This is a genomic window from Microcoleus sp. LEGE 07076 (assembly GCF_015207455.1).
Classification (GTDB): domain Bacteria; phylum Cyanobacteriota; class Cyanobacteriia; order Cyanobacteriales; family Microcoleaceae; genus Microcoleus.
Genome location: NZ_JADEWV010000151.1, coordinates 1 through 14,521, shown reverse-complemented (window position 1 = coordinate 14,521; position 14,521 = coordinate 1). Strand labels below are relative to the sequence as shown.

The 14,521-nt window shown below is 44.1% G+C and carries 17 protein-coding genes; 14 read left to right on the top strand and 3 right to left on the bottom strand.

All coding sequences use genetic code 11. From position 1 onward, the window contains the following. Nucleotides 1-435 precede the first annotated feature (435 nt). The 8 genes from IQ270_RS21550 (at nucleotide 436) to IQ270_RS21515 (ending at nucleotide 7,157) form a co-directional block, all read left to right on the top strand. Nucleotides 436-1,506 carry a glycosyltransferase family 2 protein gene (locus IQ270_RS21550; protein WP_193975256.1) on the top strand — a complete coding sequence of 357 codons (1,071 nt, stop codon included), beginning with the start codon at nucleotides 436-438 and terminating at the stop codon, nucleotides 1,504-1,506. An 87-nt stretch (nucleotides 1,507-1,593) separates the two neighbouring features. Continuing rightward, nucleotides 1,594-3,045 (top strand): NAD(P)/FAD-dependent oxidoreductase, encoded by a 1,452-nt coding sequence (locus IQ270_RS21545; RefSeq protein WP_193975253.1) that lies wholly within the window; start codon nucleotides 1,594-1,596, stop codon nucleotides 3,043-3,045. A gap of 82 nt (nucleotides 3,046-3,127) precedes the next feature. Continuing rightward, nucleotides 3,128-3,277 (top strand): hypothetical protein, encoded by a 150-nt coding sequence (locus tag IQ270_RS21540; protein ID WP_193975252.1) that lies wholly within the window; start codon nucleotides 3,128-3,130, stop codon nucleotides 3,275-3,277. Nucleotides 3,278-3,287: 10 nt separating this feature from the next. Further along, nucleotides 3,288-3,449, top strand: coding sequence for a hypothetical protein (locus IQ270_RS31280; protein ID WP_228056574.1), 162 nt, complete (start codon nucleotides 3,288-3,290; stop codon nucleotides 3,447-3,449). A 292-nt stretch (nucleotides 3,450-3,741) separates the two neighbouring features. Continuing rightward, nucleotides 3,742-5,091 carry a branched-chain amino acid ABC transporter substrate-binding protein gene (locus IQ270_RS21530; RefSeq protein ID WP_228056573.1) on the top strand — a complete coding sequence of 450 codons (1,350 nt, stop codon included), beginning with the start codon at nucleotides 3,742-3,744 and terminating at the stop codon, nucleotides 5,089-5,091. A 234-nt stretch (nucleotides 5,092-5,325) separates the two neighbouring features. Further along, a complete protein-coding gene (locus IQ270_RS21525; protein WP_193975250.1) occupies nucleotides 5,326-6,402 on the top strand; it encodes a branched-chain amino acid ABC transporter permease in 1,077 nt (358 codons plus the stop codon). A 15-nt stretch (nucleotides 6,403-6,417) separates the two neighbouring features. Then, nucleotides 6,418-6,834, top strand: a complete 417-nt coding sequence (locus tag IQ270_RS21520; protein ID WP_193975255.1) for a XisH family protein — start codon at nucleotides 6,418-6,420, stop codon at nucleotides 6,832-6,834. Continuing rightward, nucleotides 6,822-7,157 (top strand): XisI protein, encoded by a 336-nt coding sequence (locus IQ270_RS21515; protein ID WP_193975249.1) that lies wholly within the window; start codon nucleotides 6,822-6,824, stop codon nucleotides 7,155-7,157. The genes IQ270_RS21520 and IQ270_RS21515 overlap by 13 nt, the downstream gene beginning before the upstream one ends. Before the next feature lie 133 nt (nucleotides 7,158-7,290). Here the strand turns inward: IQ270_RS21515 and IQ270_RS21510 are convergent, their stop codons facing one another. Next, on the bottom strand, nucleotides 7,291-7,707 hold the full coding sequence (locus IQ270_RS21510; protein WP_193975248.1) for a 2OG-Fe(II) oxygenase: 417 nt from the start codon (nucleotides 7,705-7,707) through the stop codon (nucleotides 7,291-7,293). A 29-nt stretch (nucleotides 7,708-7,736) separates the two neighbouring features. Between IQ270_RS21510 and IQ270_RS21505 the strand changes: the two genes are divergently transcribed. After that, the gene (locus IQ270_RS21505) at nucleotides 7,737-7,895 is read left to right on the top strand and encodes a hypothetical protein (protein ID WP_193975247.1); all 159 of its coding nucleotides are present in this window, start codon (nucleotides 7,737-7,739) and stop codon (nucleotides 7,893-7,895) included. A 42-nt stretch (nucleotides 7,896-7,937) separates the two neighbouring features. Here IQ270_RS21505 and IQ270_RS21500 read toward each other — a convergent pair whose 3' ends face one another. Continuing rightward, on the bottom strand, nucleotides 7,938-8,510 hold the full coding sequence (locus tag IQ270_RS21500) for a Uma2 family endonuclease (RefSeq protein ID WP_193975254.1): 573 nt from the start codon (nucleotides 8,508-8,510) through the stop codon (nucleotides 7,938-7,940). A 225-nt stretch (nucleotides 8,511-8,735) separates the two neighbouring features. On the opposite strand from IQ270_RS21500, the gene IQ270_RS21495 reads away from it, so the two are divergent. The 5 genes from IQ270_RS21495 (at nucleotide 8,736) to IQ270_RS21475 (ending at nucleotide 13,872) form a co-directional block, all read left to right on the top strand. Continuing rightward, a complete protein-coding gene (locus IQ270_RS21495; RefSeq protein ID WP_193975246.1) occupies nucleotides 8,736-10,301 on the top strand; it encodes a branched-chain amino acid ABC transporter permease in 1,566 nt (521 codons plus the stop codon). Nucleotides 10,302-10,628: 327 nt separating this feature from the next. Further along, complete coding sequence (locus IQ270_RS21490; RefSeq protein ID WP_193975245.1) at nucleotides 10,629-11,465, top strand: class I SAM-dependent methyltransferase; 837 nt, start codon at nucleotides 10,629-10,631, stop codon at nucleotides 11,463-11,465. Nucleotides 11,466-11,667: 202 nt separating this feature from the next. Continuing rightward, nucleotides 11,668-12,441: a hypothetical protein gene (locus IQ270_RS21485; RefSeq protein WP_193975244.1), complete on the top strand. Its 774-nt coding sequence runs from the start codon at nucleotides 11,668-11,670 to the stop codon at nucleotides 12,439-12,441. An 11-nt stretch (nucleotides 12,442-12,452) separates the two neighbouring features. Continuing rightward, nucleotides 12,453-13,013, top strand: a complete 561-nt coding sequence (locus tag IQ270_RS21480; protein ID WP_193975243.1) for a hypothetical protein — start codon at nucleotides 12,453-12,455, stop codon at nucleotides 13,011-13,013. A gap of 79 nt (nucleotides 13,014-13,092) precedes the next feature. After that, entirely contained in the window at nucleotides 13,093-13,872 is a 780-nt protein-coding gene (locus tag IQ270_RS21475) for an ABC transporter ATP-binding protein (RefSeq protein ID WP_193975242.1), read from the top strand. A 133-nt stretch (nucleotides 13,873-14,005) separates the two neighbouring features. On the opposite strand, the gene IQ270_RS21470 is transcribed toward IQ270_RS21475, so the two are convergent. After that, nucleotides 14,006-14,521: PEP-CTERM sorting domain-containing protein (locus IQ270_RS21470; protein WP_193975241.1), on the bottom strand; the 516-nt coding region annotated here is incomplete at its 5' end.

Sequence of the window (14,521 nt, the reverse complement as noted above, 5' to 3'; positions counted from 1 at the left end):
TTTTTGTTCGTGTTTGGCGATCGAATGCTGTAAGTAAATCTTCAATGCCTTGATCGACTGACCGCACACTACTGCAAGTATATTTACTGTAGTATTTTACTACTTTATACTGAGTGGTAAAATTAAATTATTGTGCGGTGGAACACTGTCAGAGGCAATCGCTGGTGGGGCTTTTTCTAAAGTTTACAAAAACAATCACATATTTAAAGATTTCGTAAAGCTGCTGTCTGCATCACCTGAGTGTAAGGAAGAGATGACGTAGAATACAGGCATGAAGGGGGAAATATGCGATCGAGAATACCAGCAAAAAATATAGTTGAATATAAATAGAGATCGAGTTATAAACAAAACAGTAGAGCTGATTTTACTGTTTGTAAAATAACAGCATTAAAATTCAAGCAATTTTTTCCCCATGCAATTTAAGTTATTTAGGTGATGATTTCTACCGCAGACCCGACTGTATCCGTGATTGTCCCAGTCCACAACGGGGGTTCTTACTTCCGCACGTGTTTGTCAAAACTGGCTCAAGCTGTACCGAGACCGATCGAGATTATTGTTGTAGCAGATGGCGAAAGCGATGGTTCTTGGCTTCTGGCTAAGGAATTTGGGGCAAAATTAATTAGAATTCCTGAATGCGGCGGCCCAGCCCGAGCGAGAAATTTGGGAGCGCAAGCTGCGAAGGGAGATATTCTGTTTTTTGTGGATGCTGATGTGGCTGTTTGTCCTGAAGCAGTGGGTTATGCGATATCGGTGTTCAAAAATAATCCCTACTTAGCTGCTTTCATCGGTTCCTACGACGATGCTCCTGGAGATCCCGATTTTCTGTCGCAGTACAGGAATCTGCTGCACCATTACGTGCATCAAACGGCTAGTGAAGAAGCTTCGACTTTTTGGGGCGCTTGCGGAGTGATTCGCCGAGAAATTTTTTTGCAGATGGGTGGGTTTAATGAAAGTTACCGCCAAGCTTCGATCGAGGATATTGAACTCGGCTACCGTTTGAAACAGGCCGGTTATAAAATTCGGCTGTGCAAAACGTTGCAGGTGAAGCACTTAAAGCGCTGGGAAGCGATGGGGATGGTGAAAGCTGATTTTTTTTACCGAGCGCTGCCTTGGACAGAACTGATTTGGCGCGATCGGCAATTGAATAACGACCTCAACTTGCAAGTGTCGAACCGCATCAGCGTGATTTTAACTTATGCAGTGCTGCTTCTGGTTTTGGGGACGTGCTGGTCGCTGAGCTGCTTGGTAGCTGCTGGCGTGGTGGCTGTGCCGCTGGTAGCAATTAATGCAGGGGTTTATCGATTTTTTCAGCAAAAACACGGTATCGTATTTGCCCTGAAAACAATTCCCTGGCACTGGCTTTTCTATTTTTACAGCGGACTGGCATTTGCGATCGGCACCGCTCGGCACTTGTCCCAAAAAAAGCCCTTGACTGGCAAAGTTAGCTTGCCGGTATCGCTGAATAAATCAAGGCAAATTGTCCTTCAACATCAGATCGATCGATAGTTTCTCAGGGTATGCACGGGTGCATATATCTACTTTAGAAGTTATAAATAATTGTATAGTTCGAGAAATAAGCTGGAGGTAGGCTGAGTGAAACATTATCCGGTTGCGATCGTCGGTGCTGGACCAGCAGGTTTGACGGCGGCCTACGAGCTAGTCAAGCAAGGGATCGTCCCTGTTGTACTGGAAAAAGGTGATAAAGTTGGGGGAATAGCTCGCACAGAAACCTACAAAGGCTACCGTTTTGACATTGGCGGCCACCGGTTTTATACTAAAGTTGCAGCCGTGCAGCAGTTGTGGCAAGAGGTACTGGGAAATGAGTTTATTAAAGTGCCTCGATTGTCCAGAATTTTTTATCGAGGTAAATTTTTTAACTATCCGATCAGTGCCTTCAATACTCTGTTTAATTTGGGGATAATTGAGAGTGCACTGATTGTCTTGAGCTATCTGAAAGTTAGAATTTGGCCACTTAGGGAAGAAAAAACTTTTGAACAGTGGGTGATCAATCGTTTTGGCGAACGCTTGTATAAAACATTTTTTAAGACTTACACTGAAAAAGTTTGGGGAATTCCTTGTTCGGAAATTCAAGCAGATTGGGCGGCACAGCGAATTAAGGGGTTGTCGCTGACGACAGCAATTATTAATGCTTTGTTTGGTAGCAACGATACGAAAACATTAATCAAAGAGTTTGATTATCCGGCTTTGGGGCCGGGGATGATGTGGGAAAAGTTCGCGGAAGCTGTCGAAAGTAAAGAGGGTAAAGTTTATCTGGATACTAAGGTGATTAGCTTTGAGCGTGAAGGTAATAAGATTAAAAGTATTACTGCTGAACAAAATGGAGAGTTAGTGCAGTATTCGGCGGATCATTTTATTACGAGTATGCCGATATCGGCGCTGGTAGCACGGATGAAACCGCAGCCGCCTGAAGAAGTGTTGCACGCGGCGCGATCGCTCAAATATCGAGATTTTTTGATTGTAGCGCTGATTGTCGATCGCAAAGACTTATTTCCCGACAACTGGATCTATATTCACTCTCCCGAAGTTAAGGTGGGACGAATTCAAAACTTTAAGAATTGGAGTGCTGCTTTAGTTCCTGACGCTAGCAAAAGTTGTTTGGGAATGGAATATTTTTGTAGTGTAGGCGACGATATTTGGGAAATGTCGGACGCTGAACTTGTGGAATTAGCAACTCGCGAGTTGGTTGGTTTGGGGTTAGCAACAACTGCTGATGTGGAAGATGGAGTTGTCATACGGCAGCACAAAGCTTATCCGGTTTATGATGGCGAATATCGCGGGCATTTGCGGGTACTTGAAGATTTTTTGAAGGGAATTGAGAATTTGCAGACGATCGGGCGAAATGGTATGCACCGATACAACAACCAAGACCATTCTATGCTGACGGGGATGCTGGCAGTGAGAAATATTCTGGGGGAAAAGCACGATTTGTGGGATGTGAATACTGAGCGATCGTACTATGAAGATTTTAGTGTCGATCGCTCAAAAGAAAATAAAGATGCGTCTTTAATTTCGCAGTCTAGTTGATTTTTGGGAAATATGGCGCTGGCACATTTTTTGTTTGTATCCGACTGGTCAACACTTTCTAACCGGGACATTCCGGGAATTTTTGACCAGTCGGATACAAACCGATCTCGCCCCAGACTTAGACTCAGATTTTGATTCAGACACCGACTCCAAGCACCAAATTCTGGCGGATCTGAAAACCTCCCTCCAGCAAGCCAAAGCGGGACAAACTTTCCCCATCGAGGAACTCTGAAACGGCATCAATGTCCGATCTGCCAGTTCAACCCAAATTCACCGGACTCTTCAAACGTCGCCTCAAAGGAGTCAGTCAAAAGTATCGCCAAATTCCCACCGATGTTCAGCCCGCGATCGATCGGATGATCGAAGGAAACTTCATCGGAAACCAGATTACAGGCATCCAATAGACCGTTTACAAAGTCCGGGCTAAAAACAGTGATGCCCAAGTTGGTAAGAGCGGTGGTTATCGTTTGATTTATCAAGTTGAATCACCGACTCAGGTTGTTTGACACCTGATTTACTCGAAATCAGAACAAGCAAAAGTCTGGGCTGAGGAAATCCCAAGTGCGATCGCACTTGGGCCAAGCACACCAAGGCGATTGACAGTTGACACAAATTTTTAAAACTTGTGCTAACTCTTGACTTACAGACTTACACAGTGAAAATATGCTAAGACGCAAGCAACAAACAAACCAACCTATGAACTTTTCCCAGAAGTTTGGGGGCAAAAGTGCCACACCCTCAACAACCAACTCAACACAGAATCTCGGCGCCGCAGGATTGCGGAAATTACTTTATGCCGCCGGCATAGCCTCTCTGTGCGCTAGCTGCCAAAATCCTCAAACACCAAGCGCCACAACTCCCGGAGCCAGTCCCGGAGCCTCTCCCGTCGCCGTTAGCAACCCCGGAGACCCCAATACTGTCAAAATTGTCTCCATGCTCCCCATGACAGGCAGCGCCTTGGGTCAATCTCAAACAATGGTCAACGGCATCAAACAAGCACTCGCCGAAACCGACTCCAAAGCCTGCGACGGCAAAATCAAAATCGAATACGAAGTGCTCGATGACGCCACCGCCGCCGCCGGCAAATGGGACCCGTCCCAAGTAACGTCCAACTCTAATAAAATCGTCGCTGACGGTTCGGTAGTTGCCGCGATCGGTCACTACAACTCCGGTGCTGCTAAACTTTCCATTCCCGTGCTCAACCAAGCTAACGTCGTGATGATCAGTCCGGCGAACACTTATCCGGGACTGACTAAACCGGGAACGGGCGAACCCAAAGAACCCAACGTTTATTATCCTGCAGGCACTCGCAATTTCACCCGCGTTGTCCCTGCTGATGACCTTCAAGGAGCTGTGGCTGGGAACTGGGCAAAATCTTTAGGAGTGCAAAAAGTTTTCATTCTCGACGACCAAGAACTTTACGGCAAAGGTATCGCTGAGGTTTTTGAAGCAACGGCTAAAAAGTTGGGAATTCAAGTCCTGGGCCGGGAGGGAATTGATATTAAAGCTAGCGACTACAAGGCGTTAATGAATAAAATCAAAGCTTTAAATCCAGACATGATTTACTTCGGCGGCACTACTCAGAGCAATGCCGGACAAATAATTAAAGACATGAGAAATGTCGGGATGGCCGCTGATGCAGTTAAGTTTATGGGGCCCGACGGCATTAAAGATCAAGCTTTAATTGATGCCGGAGGCAAAGATGCCGAAGGTGTTTATGCTACTTTTGGCGGCTTGCCTCCTAAAGAATTAACTGGTGAGGGCGCTAAGTGGTATCAAAGTTACAAGGCAAAATATAATGCTGAACCGGAAGCTTATGCAGCTTATGCCTACGAATCTGCTAAAGTGGCGATCGGCGCAATTAATAAGGTTTGCAAAAATGACCGCGCTGCAATCCGCGATGCTGTCTTGGCAACTAAGGATTTTAACGGGGTACTCGGCACTTGGAGTTTTGACGCTAATGGCGACACGAGTTTGACTACAATGTCAGGAAATGTTGTTAAAGATGGTAAGTGGGAGTTTGTGAGCGCGCTCAAAACGGAATAATTAGTCATTAGTCATTAGTCATTAGTCATTAGTCATCAGTCATTAGTGGTTTTAACTGGTTCCCAGGCTCTGCTTGGGAACTGATATCTAGAGGCTCTGCCTCACTTTGATACTAGAAAATCGCCTCGATTTTCTAGTATCAAAAATTGGAGGTAGAGTCTCCGAATCCGCGTTTCTAATATCTGCCTAGAAACAGGTAGAATGAACGATCTTAATGCCCAATTACGAATAATTATGAAAAACTGGAAAAGGATTCTTTTATATCTAGGTGTAGCTTATATAGTTTTGTTGTTGGGGCCGATCGCCGGATTTGACTTGCCCAAAATTGTTGGTGAAATAGCTAGCAGTCCTGAAGTTTTGATTCAACAATTATTAGTAGGTTTGGTTAACGGCGCGCTGATTGCGATTATTGCTTTGGGTTATACGATGGTTTACGGCATTATTGAATTAATCAATTTTGCTCACGGCGATTTGTATATGTTGGGCGCTTTTGCTTCCCTAACTGTGTTCGGGGCTTTTGGTATTGAAGACGGTGCACCTTTGGCTGTTGCGATACCGGTGATGTTAGTTGCTTTAATTGTATGTTCGGCGTTTTGTGCTGGACTGAATATTGTTGTGGAAAAGTACGCTTATCGACCTTTGCGAAATGCTCCGCGTTTGGCTCCTTTAATTTCGGCGATCGGGGTTTCGTTTATTTTCCAAAATATGGGATTATTTTGGGGAGGATTGAAAGCTTTTATTCCGGTTATGGGTTCTAATTCGGCTGCTCCGAAAAGCTTTCCTGATTTGTTGCCGCGAGTTGATATTCTCAAAGCTTTGGGAATTGAAACCAGTATTGTGTTTACAACTAAGGATTTAGTTGTGTTGGTAGTGGCTGTAGTATTGATGGTTTTGCTTCATGTGTTTGTGCAGTACACTCGTCTGGGAAAGGCGATGCGGGCTACTGCTCAAAGCCGCGATGCTGCTAAGATTATGGGGATTAATGTCGATCAGATTATTGCTCTGACTTTTTTGATTGGTGGGGCTTTGGCTGGTTCGGCGGGGATTTTGGTGGGCTTGTACAATAATACGATCGTGTTTACGATGGGTTTTACGGCTGGTTTGAGGGCTTTTACGGCGGCGGTTTTGGGGGGGATTGGCAATATTGTGGGGGCGATGTTAGGAGGGGTTTTGATTGGACTGCTGTCGTCTTTGAGCGATCAGTATTTGTCGAGCCGCTGGACTAATGCTTGGGTGTTTGGGGTTTTGGTGGTGATTTTGGCTTTTCGGCCTGGGGGTTTGTTGGGCGAGAATGTTCAGGAGAAGGTTTGAAGGTGCAGGGTTGAAATAATCGCAAAAGACATTTATCATTATAATGTAAGGACTGTTTTAGAAAAGGATGGGTGGATAATTACAGACGCTCCTCTGACTCTGCAATTTGGTTCGCGCGGTGTGTTTGTGGATTTGGGAGCTAAAAAACTACTAGCAGCCGAGCGCGAGGGACAAAAAATTGCAGTCGAAATCAAAAGTTTTGTTGGCAAGTCTCCAGTCAAAGATTGGGAAAATGCGATCGGACAATTTACTTTGTACTTGAAAATTCTATCTAAAAGAGAGCCAGATCGCACCCTATATCTAGCAATTACCGAAGAAATTTATGCGAGTTTTTTTGCTGAAGATATCGTGCAGGTTGTACTGGAAGATGGAGTAATAAAAATCATCGTTATCGATCCTATTCAGGAGGTTGTTACCAGATGGATAAACTAGACGAATACCGCGAATTAATTGTTAAAATCTTGTCGTATTATGCCAGCATACCCTACACATACGCCGAGATTAATAACAAAGTCATTGTAAGCGAAGACCGAAATGAGTTTTTATTAATGACTGAAGGCTGGGAGGGGCACAAGCGACTCCACTATTGCCTCATTCACGTTGAAATTCGCAACGGTAAACTCTGGATTCATTATGACGGTATGGAAGACGGTATTACTGATGAATTACTGGAGGGTGGTGTTCCTGAAAACTGCATTGTCTTGGCGTTTCATTCGCCGGAAGTACGCAAACATACGGGATTTGCGATCGCCTAAAAAGTGCGATCGCGATCGAATTAAATATTCCCTGGTTTCACCCGGCCAAAAACTTTAACTGGCTAATAGGCTCTGCTTGGTAACGAGTAATAACTGCCTTAGAAAAAGATTGGTAGATAATTAAATTCGATCGCTACTTCCCTTCTAATCTTTCATAGATAACATCGGTACGCATCGCGTACTTCGTACCAGTTCTGACTGTACATCCTTCGTGCGTGAGTTTGTGTTGGAAAATCACAGTCATACCAGTTTTGGGGACTACGGTATGTTCGAGTTGTTCGGTGAAGCGAGTTTCTCCCCCCTCGAAATCAGCGTTCAAGTACACCAGAACGCTGTGAAGAGTCACCTGAGAATCATTTGGACAATACCAATGATCCATGTGAGGCGCAAATCGCTGACCCGATCGATAGCGATACATCCTCAGACGTTGGTTCAAGCCCACTAGAACAAAGTTACCCATGCGATCGAGAATGTGGGGACGGAGCCTCCGAAACAAATCTGCGGAAATTTCCGGGTCATCCCTGATGACGCGATCCTGGTCGCGGAACATCGGATTATTTGTCGCGATCGTCGGTGCAGATGCTTCAATCAGAGAAATTAGGCGATCGCACTCATTGGAACTATAAACGTTTTTTACGACTCACAGGAAGCATTCGGACTCGAATCGAAACGGTACGTCAGTATGAATATTCATGGCTGCTGGATATGAAGTTTTTCGTCAACGTGATTCGAGCGTGATCAGCGACGAATAAGAAATAAAGCCCGAGCAAATTTTACGTTTTAAACATTCCCAGGTTTGAGCCAGCTAAAAACTTCGCCTAAAGTCAACTGCATTTCCCCCATAAATTCGGGAACCGGTAGTATATCTGTCGGTTCTTGCAATGAAATCGGCTGCTGCCTTGCGGGATAAGCTAAAATGGTTTTTTCATCGGGATCGAGCAACCAACCCATCTGACAACCGGCATTCAAACAGTGCAAAATATTGTGGGTGACTTTGGTTTGGCTTTGGCCGGGGGACAAAATTTCGATTGTCCAGTCTGGGTGAGCGTTAAATGTATTGGCAATTTCGCCGTCAGCGTCTAGGGGAATACGATTCCAAACAAAAATCGCGACATCTGGAACAATAGAACGTCCGCCAAAGGTGCAGCGAAGTTCTGGAAATGCCCAAGCAATCCGCTGAGGTTTACCCGCTGCATTAACCGTCGTGATGAGTTCTCCCTGAATTGTGCTGTGTTTTCCTTGTGGCATGGGTTTTTGTACGATCGCACCGTTGATGTATTCGCTAGCGGGTTTGGTTTCTGGGAGTTGCAAAAACTCGTCGAGGGTGATAGTTTTTTGAGGAGCTTGTACCATATGGCGATCGCCCGTTTGAAGTGTGTTGCGGTAACAGTTCCAGTATATTTGAATTTTCGTCACTTTTGGTGCAACAATCTAACTCAAAAGACTTTAAACTGTAGCTGGCCCGATCGCCAGTTGCCAAAACCAGCAGTCGATCGAGTTCCTGGGTAATGGGTAATGGGCATTTAACCAATAACCAATAACTAATAACTAATAACCAATAACTAATAACTTCCTGCTATGTCAAACAAGATCATCAAAGCAATTAAATCGACTGGTATTTTAGGAGCGATCGGCTGTTTGACAGTCCTCCTATTCGGCGGTTGGAGTGGAACTGTCATCGGCTGGCTGATGGGCACGGCTGCCGGCTTCATGGCTTGTCAACAACAGAAAGTTGAAAGTCCCAAAATTGGTGCAACAATTGGCAGTTTATCCGGTTTGGGATTGGGCGTTTGGCTGTTAGTTGCTAGCGTTTTAGAAGGAGTTGTAGTTAGACCTTTTTCCGGTCAATCTGCTGTGGCTTTACCTACTACTTTGCTGTACGGAATTTGCAGTTTGGCGATCGCAATTTTGACAGCTTCGTTAATGGGTGCTTTGCAGGGTTTACCGGGAAAACGCCAGCGGCTGGCAACTCTGGTAACATTAGCTTTTATTCTAATTCTGTTTCCGTTTATCGACCTCGAAGCTCAAACCGGCTGGATTGCTACGGTAGTACAGATTCAAATCTTTATTATGTTGGCGCTGGGTTTGAATATTACTGTGGGTTTTGCGGGTTTGTTGGATTTGGGATATGCGGCGTTTTTTGCGATCGGTGCTTACACGACAGCTTTGCTATCTTCCGGGCAGATAAATATTGCTTGGAATTTTTGGATCGTTTTGCCGATCGCCGCCGCTGTAGCTGGCATTGCGGGCGTAATCCTGGGTATTCCCACACTGCGGCTCAAGGGCGATTATTTGGCAATTGTTACCCTCGGTTTTGGCGAAATTATCCCGGTTGTGTTTCGCAATTTAACCGAGATTCGGATCGATGAACCAGTATCGAAGATTGTGGCTGCAATTTTGGGCAAGCCGGAATTGGTGCTGTGTCTGGTTGGGTGCGATCGACCTTTCAACCTCACCGGCGGCGAAGCGGGCATAAACCCGATCGGGCGGCCATCTCTCCCCATCGTCGGCACATTCAGCACCGGCAACTACTTTCCCTGGTACTACCTAATTTTAGTGCTAGTCGTCTTCGCTTACTTCATGATTTCGCGGCTGCGAGATTCCCGCTTGGGACGGGCCTGGAATGCCATGCGCGAAGATGAATTAGCCGCCAGTGCAATGGGCATTAACCTAGTCAAAACCAAACTTTCGGCTTTTGCGATGGGAGCCACATTTTCGGGCTTTGCAGGCGCATTTTACGCCGCCTATATCAGCGCAATTTTTCCCAGCGTATTCGATTTCTCAGTCTCGGTGATTATCTTGTGCATGGTGATTTTAGGCGGTTTGGGCAACATGACCGGAGTGATTTTGGGCGCTATTATTATCATGTCTGCCGATCGGCTTTATCTACCCCAACTCGCCCAAGTCCTCAAAGGTTTCCTGAATACTTTTGTACTACCCAGAATTGCAATCCCCCAGTTGCGAGACTTTCTCGCCACCAGTTTAGACCCGATTCAAATGCGTTTATTTCTCTTCGGTTTAACTCTCGTTGTAATGATGATCGTGCGGCCAGAAGGACTGATTCCAGATAAAATCCGCCAAGCAGAACTGCACTCAGATAGTGAAGCCAGCAATGAGTCTTTAGCAGATGCCAGAAGTCAATAATCTAGAGTCTAAAATCGCTAAAATTCCTGTAGCATAAGGTAGGGTGCGTCAGTCAGAAAACTTTAATTTTTCGCACTAATCTCAAGACTGACGCACCCTACTAAAATCGCTAAAATTCCTGTAGCATAAGGTAGGGTGCGTCAGTCAGAAAACTTTAATTTTTCGCACTAATCTCAAGACTGACGCACCCTACTAAAATCGCTAAAATTCCTGTAGCATAAGGTAGGGTGCGTCAGTCAGAAAACTTTAATTTTTCGCACTAATCTCAAGACTGACGCACCCTACAGCGTCGTTAAACAAAGTTAAAATAAGGTTAAAAAATTAGCAATGAAAAATGTAATGGGTACTGCTTTTATCGTTGCCGAATTTCGAGCGGAAGAAAATCAAGAAGCAATTCCTCTTTACACTGATAATGTAGTGAAAATATGGCTAAATGAGGAAACAAAAAAAATAGCAGCCAACATAGCTCAAAACTCTCCCGCCGCGAAAGAAATGATTAAGTTGCGGACTAAATATTTTGATGACGTTTTGTCAAATCAAATTTTAGGAGGTTGCAAGCAAGTAGTTATTTTAGGATCTGGTTTGGATACTCGCGCTGCTAGAATGAATGGAGAAAAAGTGATTTATTTTGAAATAGACGATCGGGCGACACTGGAATTAAAAGAATCAACTCTCAAAGCAAACAAAGTTACGGCAAATGTTCGCTACATTCCCGGCGATTACGTAAAAAATGGTTTAATAGCTTTACTGAAACAAAACGAATTTGACTTCGATCGACCGACATATTTTTTGTGGGAAGGCAACACAACCTTGCTTGCCAAAAAAGATGTAATATCTGTATTGGAACAAATTCGAGACAATGTGAAGAGTTTTCGATTGTCCTTTGATTATATGTCGGAGCAGGTGATTTTGAGAACCACCGGCTACCAAGATATCAATGATTATATAGATAAATACGAAAGTATGTATGCACCGTGGATTACTGGGTTTGACAAAATTGCCACTTTGGCTGACGAACTCAATCTCAAACTTATTGAGAACTTTTCGACGGCCGATTTGCACGCACAGTATCGCCCTCGCCGTTCCCTCGAATCTAATCTTTTTAAGTTCTATTTTGTGTGTACGTTAGAAAATGTAGTAGGGGGCGTCAGTCAAGAGATTTGACTAAACTTACACAAGTGGCTGCTGGCGCACCGCAGATCGCAGGCGATCGCACTTTGCTGTACCCGAATGCCTCCAAAAGTATTTACCAACGTGTCTCAGGCAGGCTAAACTAGGAATTAACAAGCTTGACCGTCACCGCAGCAGGATTAGCCATCCTCTGTATCGTCTGGCCAAGGCGAAATCGCTCCAATTATTCAAAGCTATGACTTTAGCGACAAAACAAATCATTGAAAACAGCAATGACACCGAAGCAATTAAGGGAGTTGGAGAACAATTTGCAGCGATACAACAATCCTTAGAAAAAGCATTCCAATCTCAAGATGCTCTGGCACCAGAGGAAGCTCTTACAGATTTGCTGTCAATCTATAACCTTTATCTCTATATTGAAATTGAATCAGAAACCAATCGTGTACAGAGATTTAAAAGCTTAGAAGAAATTGAACTTAGAGCCGAAGCATTTAAGACAAAGTACAAAGACTTTGCCCCGAAGGAAGCTGTTGATGGCATAGAAAATGTACAACTTTGGGCTAAAATATCTAGAAAAATGATATCTTCCAAAGTTTGTACGCTTGCTGCATCTGTTGAAGACAACGAAGTAAAACAACTAGGATTATTTTACACAGGACTCATCAATTTATTAGATATTGCAGAAAATTATCTCAGCTTCTTTACCCAAAGAGGTCGCGAATTAGCCAAAGCTATAGCTCAGGCATTCATCAGCTATAAAACATTTGAAGATTATGCCAAGAAAAGACCAGCAGATGAAATCACCAGCGGAGCCATAAGCATAAGAAATGCAGCGAAAGCAATTTTGTGGGAAATTGATAGGCACGATCGCAAAAAATTTTCGTATAAATCACTCTATGAAGCAGCCAACAATGCACTAAAAACAGATGATAAAGAAGACCTCCTTAAAACTCTGCGTTCCTGGCGTGAAGAGGATATTAACGAGCTTAAAAAGCTATCAGACAACTAGCAAGCTAATTCATGAGTACGTTAATTTTTTTAGATACGGGTGTCCTCGGAAAACTCATACATCCCCTTGTTGACCAAAGCAAAAATAGGTTGGCTCAAAACGCTGAAAGCGAAGTTAAAGAATCGATTCTAGAAGCAATTGAATGCAAGGAATGGTTAGAGACGCTAATAAATGAAGAATATTCTCTAGCTATATCCGAAATCGTAAACTATGAAGCAAGGCGCGAGCATATCAGACGAATCCGCGATCGCAAATCTGGATCAGAAGAGAAACAAAAAGCTCTTAAAGCTATTCAAAGGCTAGATGCGCTAATCATAAAAACAGGAGTTGCATATTTTCCAGTTACTTGCGAAGAGGGCAACGTAATGCAAGAAGCGGCTGAAGTATGGGCTTTTGCACACAATAATTCTTATGTAGCCTACGATGCAGACTTAATCATAGCCGCTCAAGCCGTCATTATTAAGAGAATAGGAATAGACGTAATCATTGCAACAACTGATACCGAAGACTTTAACCGATTGCTAAGACAGCACCACATTGAAGCTAGACGCTGGAGAGATATTAAACCTTAGCTGAACAGTGTTAGAAAGTATTCTTAGTTGTATGCTGGACACTGCAAAGTAAAAACACTTATCAGGAAAAAACACCAAAATGTCACTATTAGAAGCACAGCAACTTACAATGCAATTCGGCGGTTTGACGGCGGTAAATCAGGTCAGCTTGACTTTGGAAAAAGGCTCGATCGCCAGTTTGATCGGCCCCAACGGTGCGGGTAAAACCACTTTTTTTAATATGCTGACGGGTATCTACAAACCTACTGCCGGTAACTTGCTCCTCGAAAATAAGAATATCACGGGTTTGCCTCCCGATCGCCTGACAAGTTTCGGCATTGCTAGAACTTTTCAAAATATCCGCTTGTTTAACAATATGACTGTGGTGGATAATGTTTTGGTAGGCAGGCACAGCAGAATGAAAACAGGTTTGTTGGGCGCAATCCTCCGCCCGCCAACTGCGAGGGCTGAAGAACGGGAAGCTAAAATAAAAGCGCTGAGTATGCTGGATTTTGTCGGTTTAGGTGCTTCAAAAGCGCCGGAGTTGGCAAAAAACCTTTCCTACGGCGACCAGCGCAGATTGGAAATTGCTAGGGCTTTGGCCTCTGACCCAAAGGTTTTGCTTTTGGACGAACCGACTGCGGGAATGAATCCGAACGAAACAGCCGATTTAACTCGCTTTATTTACCGGATTCGCGATGAGTTGGATTTGAGTATTTTGCTGATCGAACACGACATGAAAGTGGTGATGGGAATTAGCGATCGCGTGAGTGTTATGGAGTACGGTACTAAAATTGCCGAGGGAACTCCGGCAGAAATTCGCGCCGATCCTCGCGTGATTGAGGCATATCTGGGAAAAGAAGAAGATGGGAATGGTTGACGGGTAAGCTATTGCACAAATAAACACTGGATATTCAGCGCACCTTCGCCGCTCTGAAAAATTAAATTCAAATGCAGAACAGCTTAACAGAGGTGCGCTGTGCCCACCCTACGGATCTATTTTGGGGGTTTTTCTAAACTTTTGATTGGATTTCAGACAATTTATTCTTGAGTTTTCGCGTTCTGAAAAACCAGCCTAAAAACATTGCAGTACCTAATATTGTGGTCGGTTCGGGAACAGCTTCTGCTTCTGCTTCTGCGATATTGTTCTTAACTTCTACCAATCTTAAGTTAGTGGCGCTGTCGAATGTCCGCGAATACACCCCAGAAGTAAAGAATACGCTTTTTGATGCACTTTCTATAGCCAGAAAATTAAAATTTATCGCTGTGGGATTAAAGTTGTTGCTGGCGGACAAATTTAAATAAAAGCCGCTTGAAGAGTCTAAACCGCTGGCAAGTTGAAAAGAGTCTAACAGAATGTTGGTAACAGTGTTAATCAACCCAAAAAATATGCTTCCTCTGGCGCTGGCGCGTTCGGCTTGGCGGTTGTCAACAGATGTTACAAGATTTAAAAGTGTCTGGAAATTGAAGGAAAAAGTTTCTTTGGCATCAATCTCGAAGTCGCCGATAACTGTTGCTTGACTTTGGGC

Excerpts from the sequence above, each read along its gene's own strand:
- IQ270_RS21550 (WP_193975256.1), top strand. The coding sequence starts at position 436 with ATGATTTCTACCGCAGACCCGACTGTATCCGTGATTGTCCCAGTCCAC.
- IQ270_RS31280 (WP_228056574.1), top strand. The coding sequence starts at position 3,288 with ATGTCCGATCTGCCAGTTCAACCCAAATTCACCGGACTCTTCAAACGT.
- IQ270_RS21530 (WP_228056573.1), top strand. The coding sequence starts at position 3,742 with ATGAACTTTTCCCAGAAGTTTGGGGGCAAAAGTGCCACACCCTCAACA.
- IQ270_RS21525 (WP_193975250.1), top strand. The coding sequence starts at position 5,326 with ATGAAAAACTGGAAAAGGATTCTTTTATATCTAGGTGTAGCTTATATA.
- IQ270_RS21515 (WP_193975249.1), top strand. The coding sequence starts at position 6,822 with ATGGATAAACTAGACGAATACCGCGAATTAATTGTTAAAATCTTGTCG.
- IQ270_RS21510 (WP_193975248.1), bottom strand. The coding sequence starts at position 7,707 with ATGTTCCGCGACCAGGATCGCGTCATCAGGGATGACCCGGAAATTTCC.
- IQ270_RS21505 (WP_193975247.1), top strand. The coding sequence starts at position 7,737 with ATGCTTCAATCAGAGAAATTAGGCGATCGCACTCATTGGAACTATAAA.
- IQ270_RS21500 (WP_193975254.1), bottom strand. The coding sequence starts at position 8,510 with ATGGTACAAGCTCCTCAAAAAACTATCACCCTCGACGAGTTTTTGCAA.
- IQ270_RS21495 (WP_193975246.1), top strand. The coding sequence starts at position 8,736 with ATGTCAAACAAGATCATCAAAGCAATTAAATCGACTGGTATTTTAGGA.
- IQ270_RS21490 (WP_193975245.1), top strand. The coding sequence starts at position 10,629 with ATGAAAAATGTAATGGGTACTGCTTTTATCGTTGCCGAATTTCGAGCG.
- IQ270_RS21485 (WP_193975244.1), top strand. The coding sequence starts at position 11,668 with ATGACTTTAGCGACAAAACAAATCATTGAAAACAGCAATGACACCGAA.
- IQ270_RS21480 (WP_193975243.1), top strand. The coding sequence starts at position 12,453 with ATGAGTACGTTAATTTTTTTAGATACGGGTGTCCTCGGAAAACTCATA.
- IQ270_RS21475 (WP_193975242.1), top strand. The coding sequence starts at position 13,093 with ATGTCACTATTAGAAGCACAGCAACTTACAATGCAATTCGGCGGTTTG.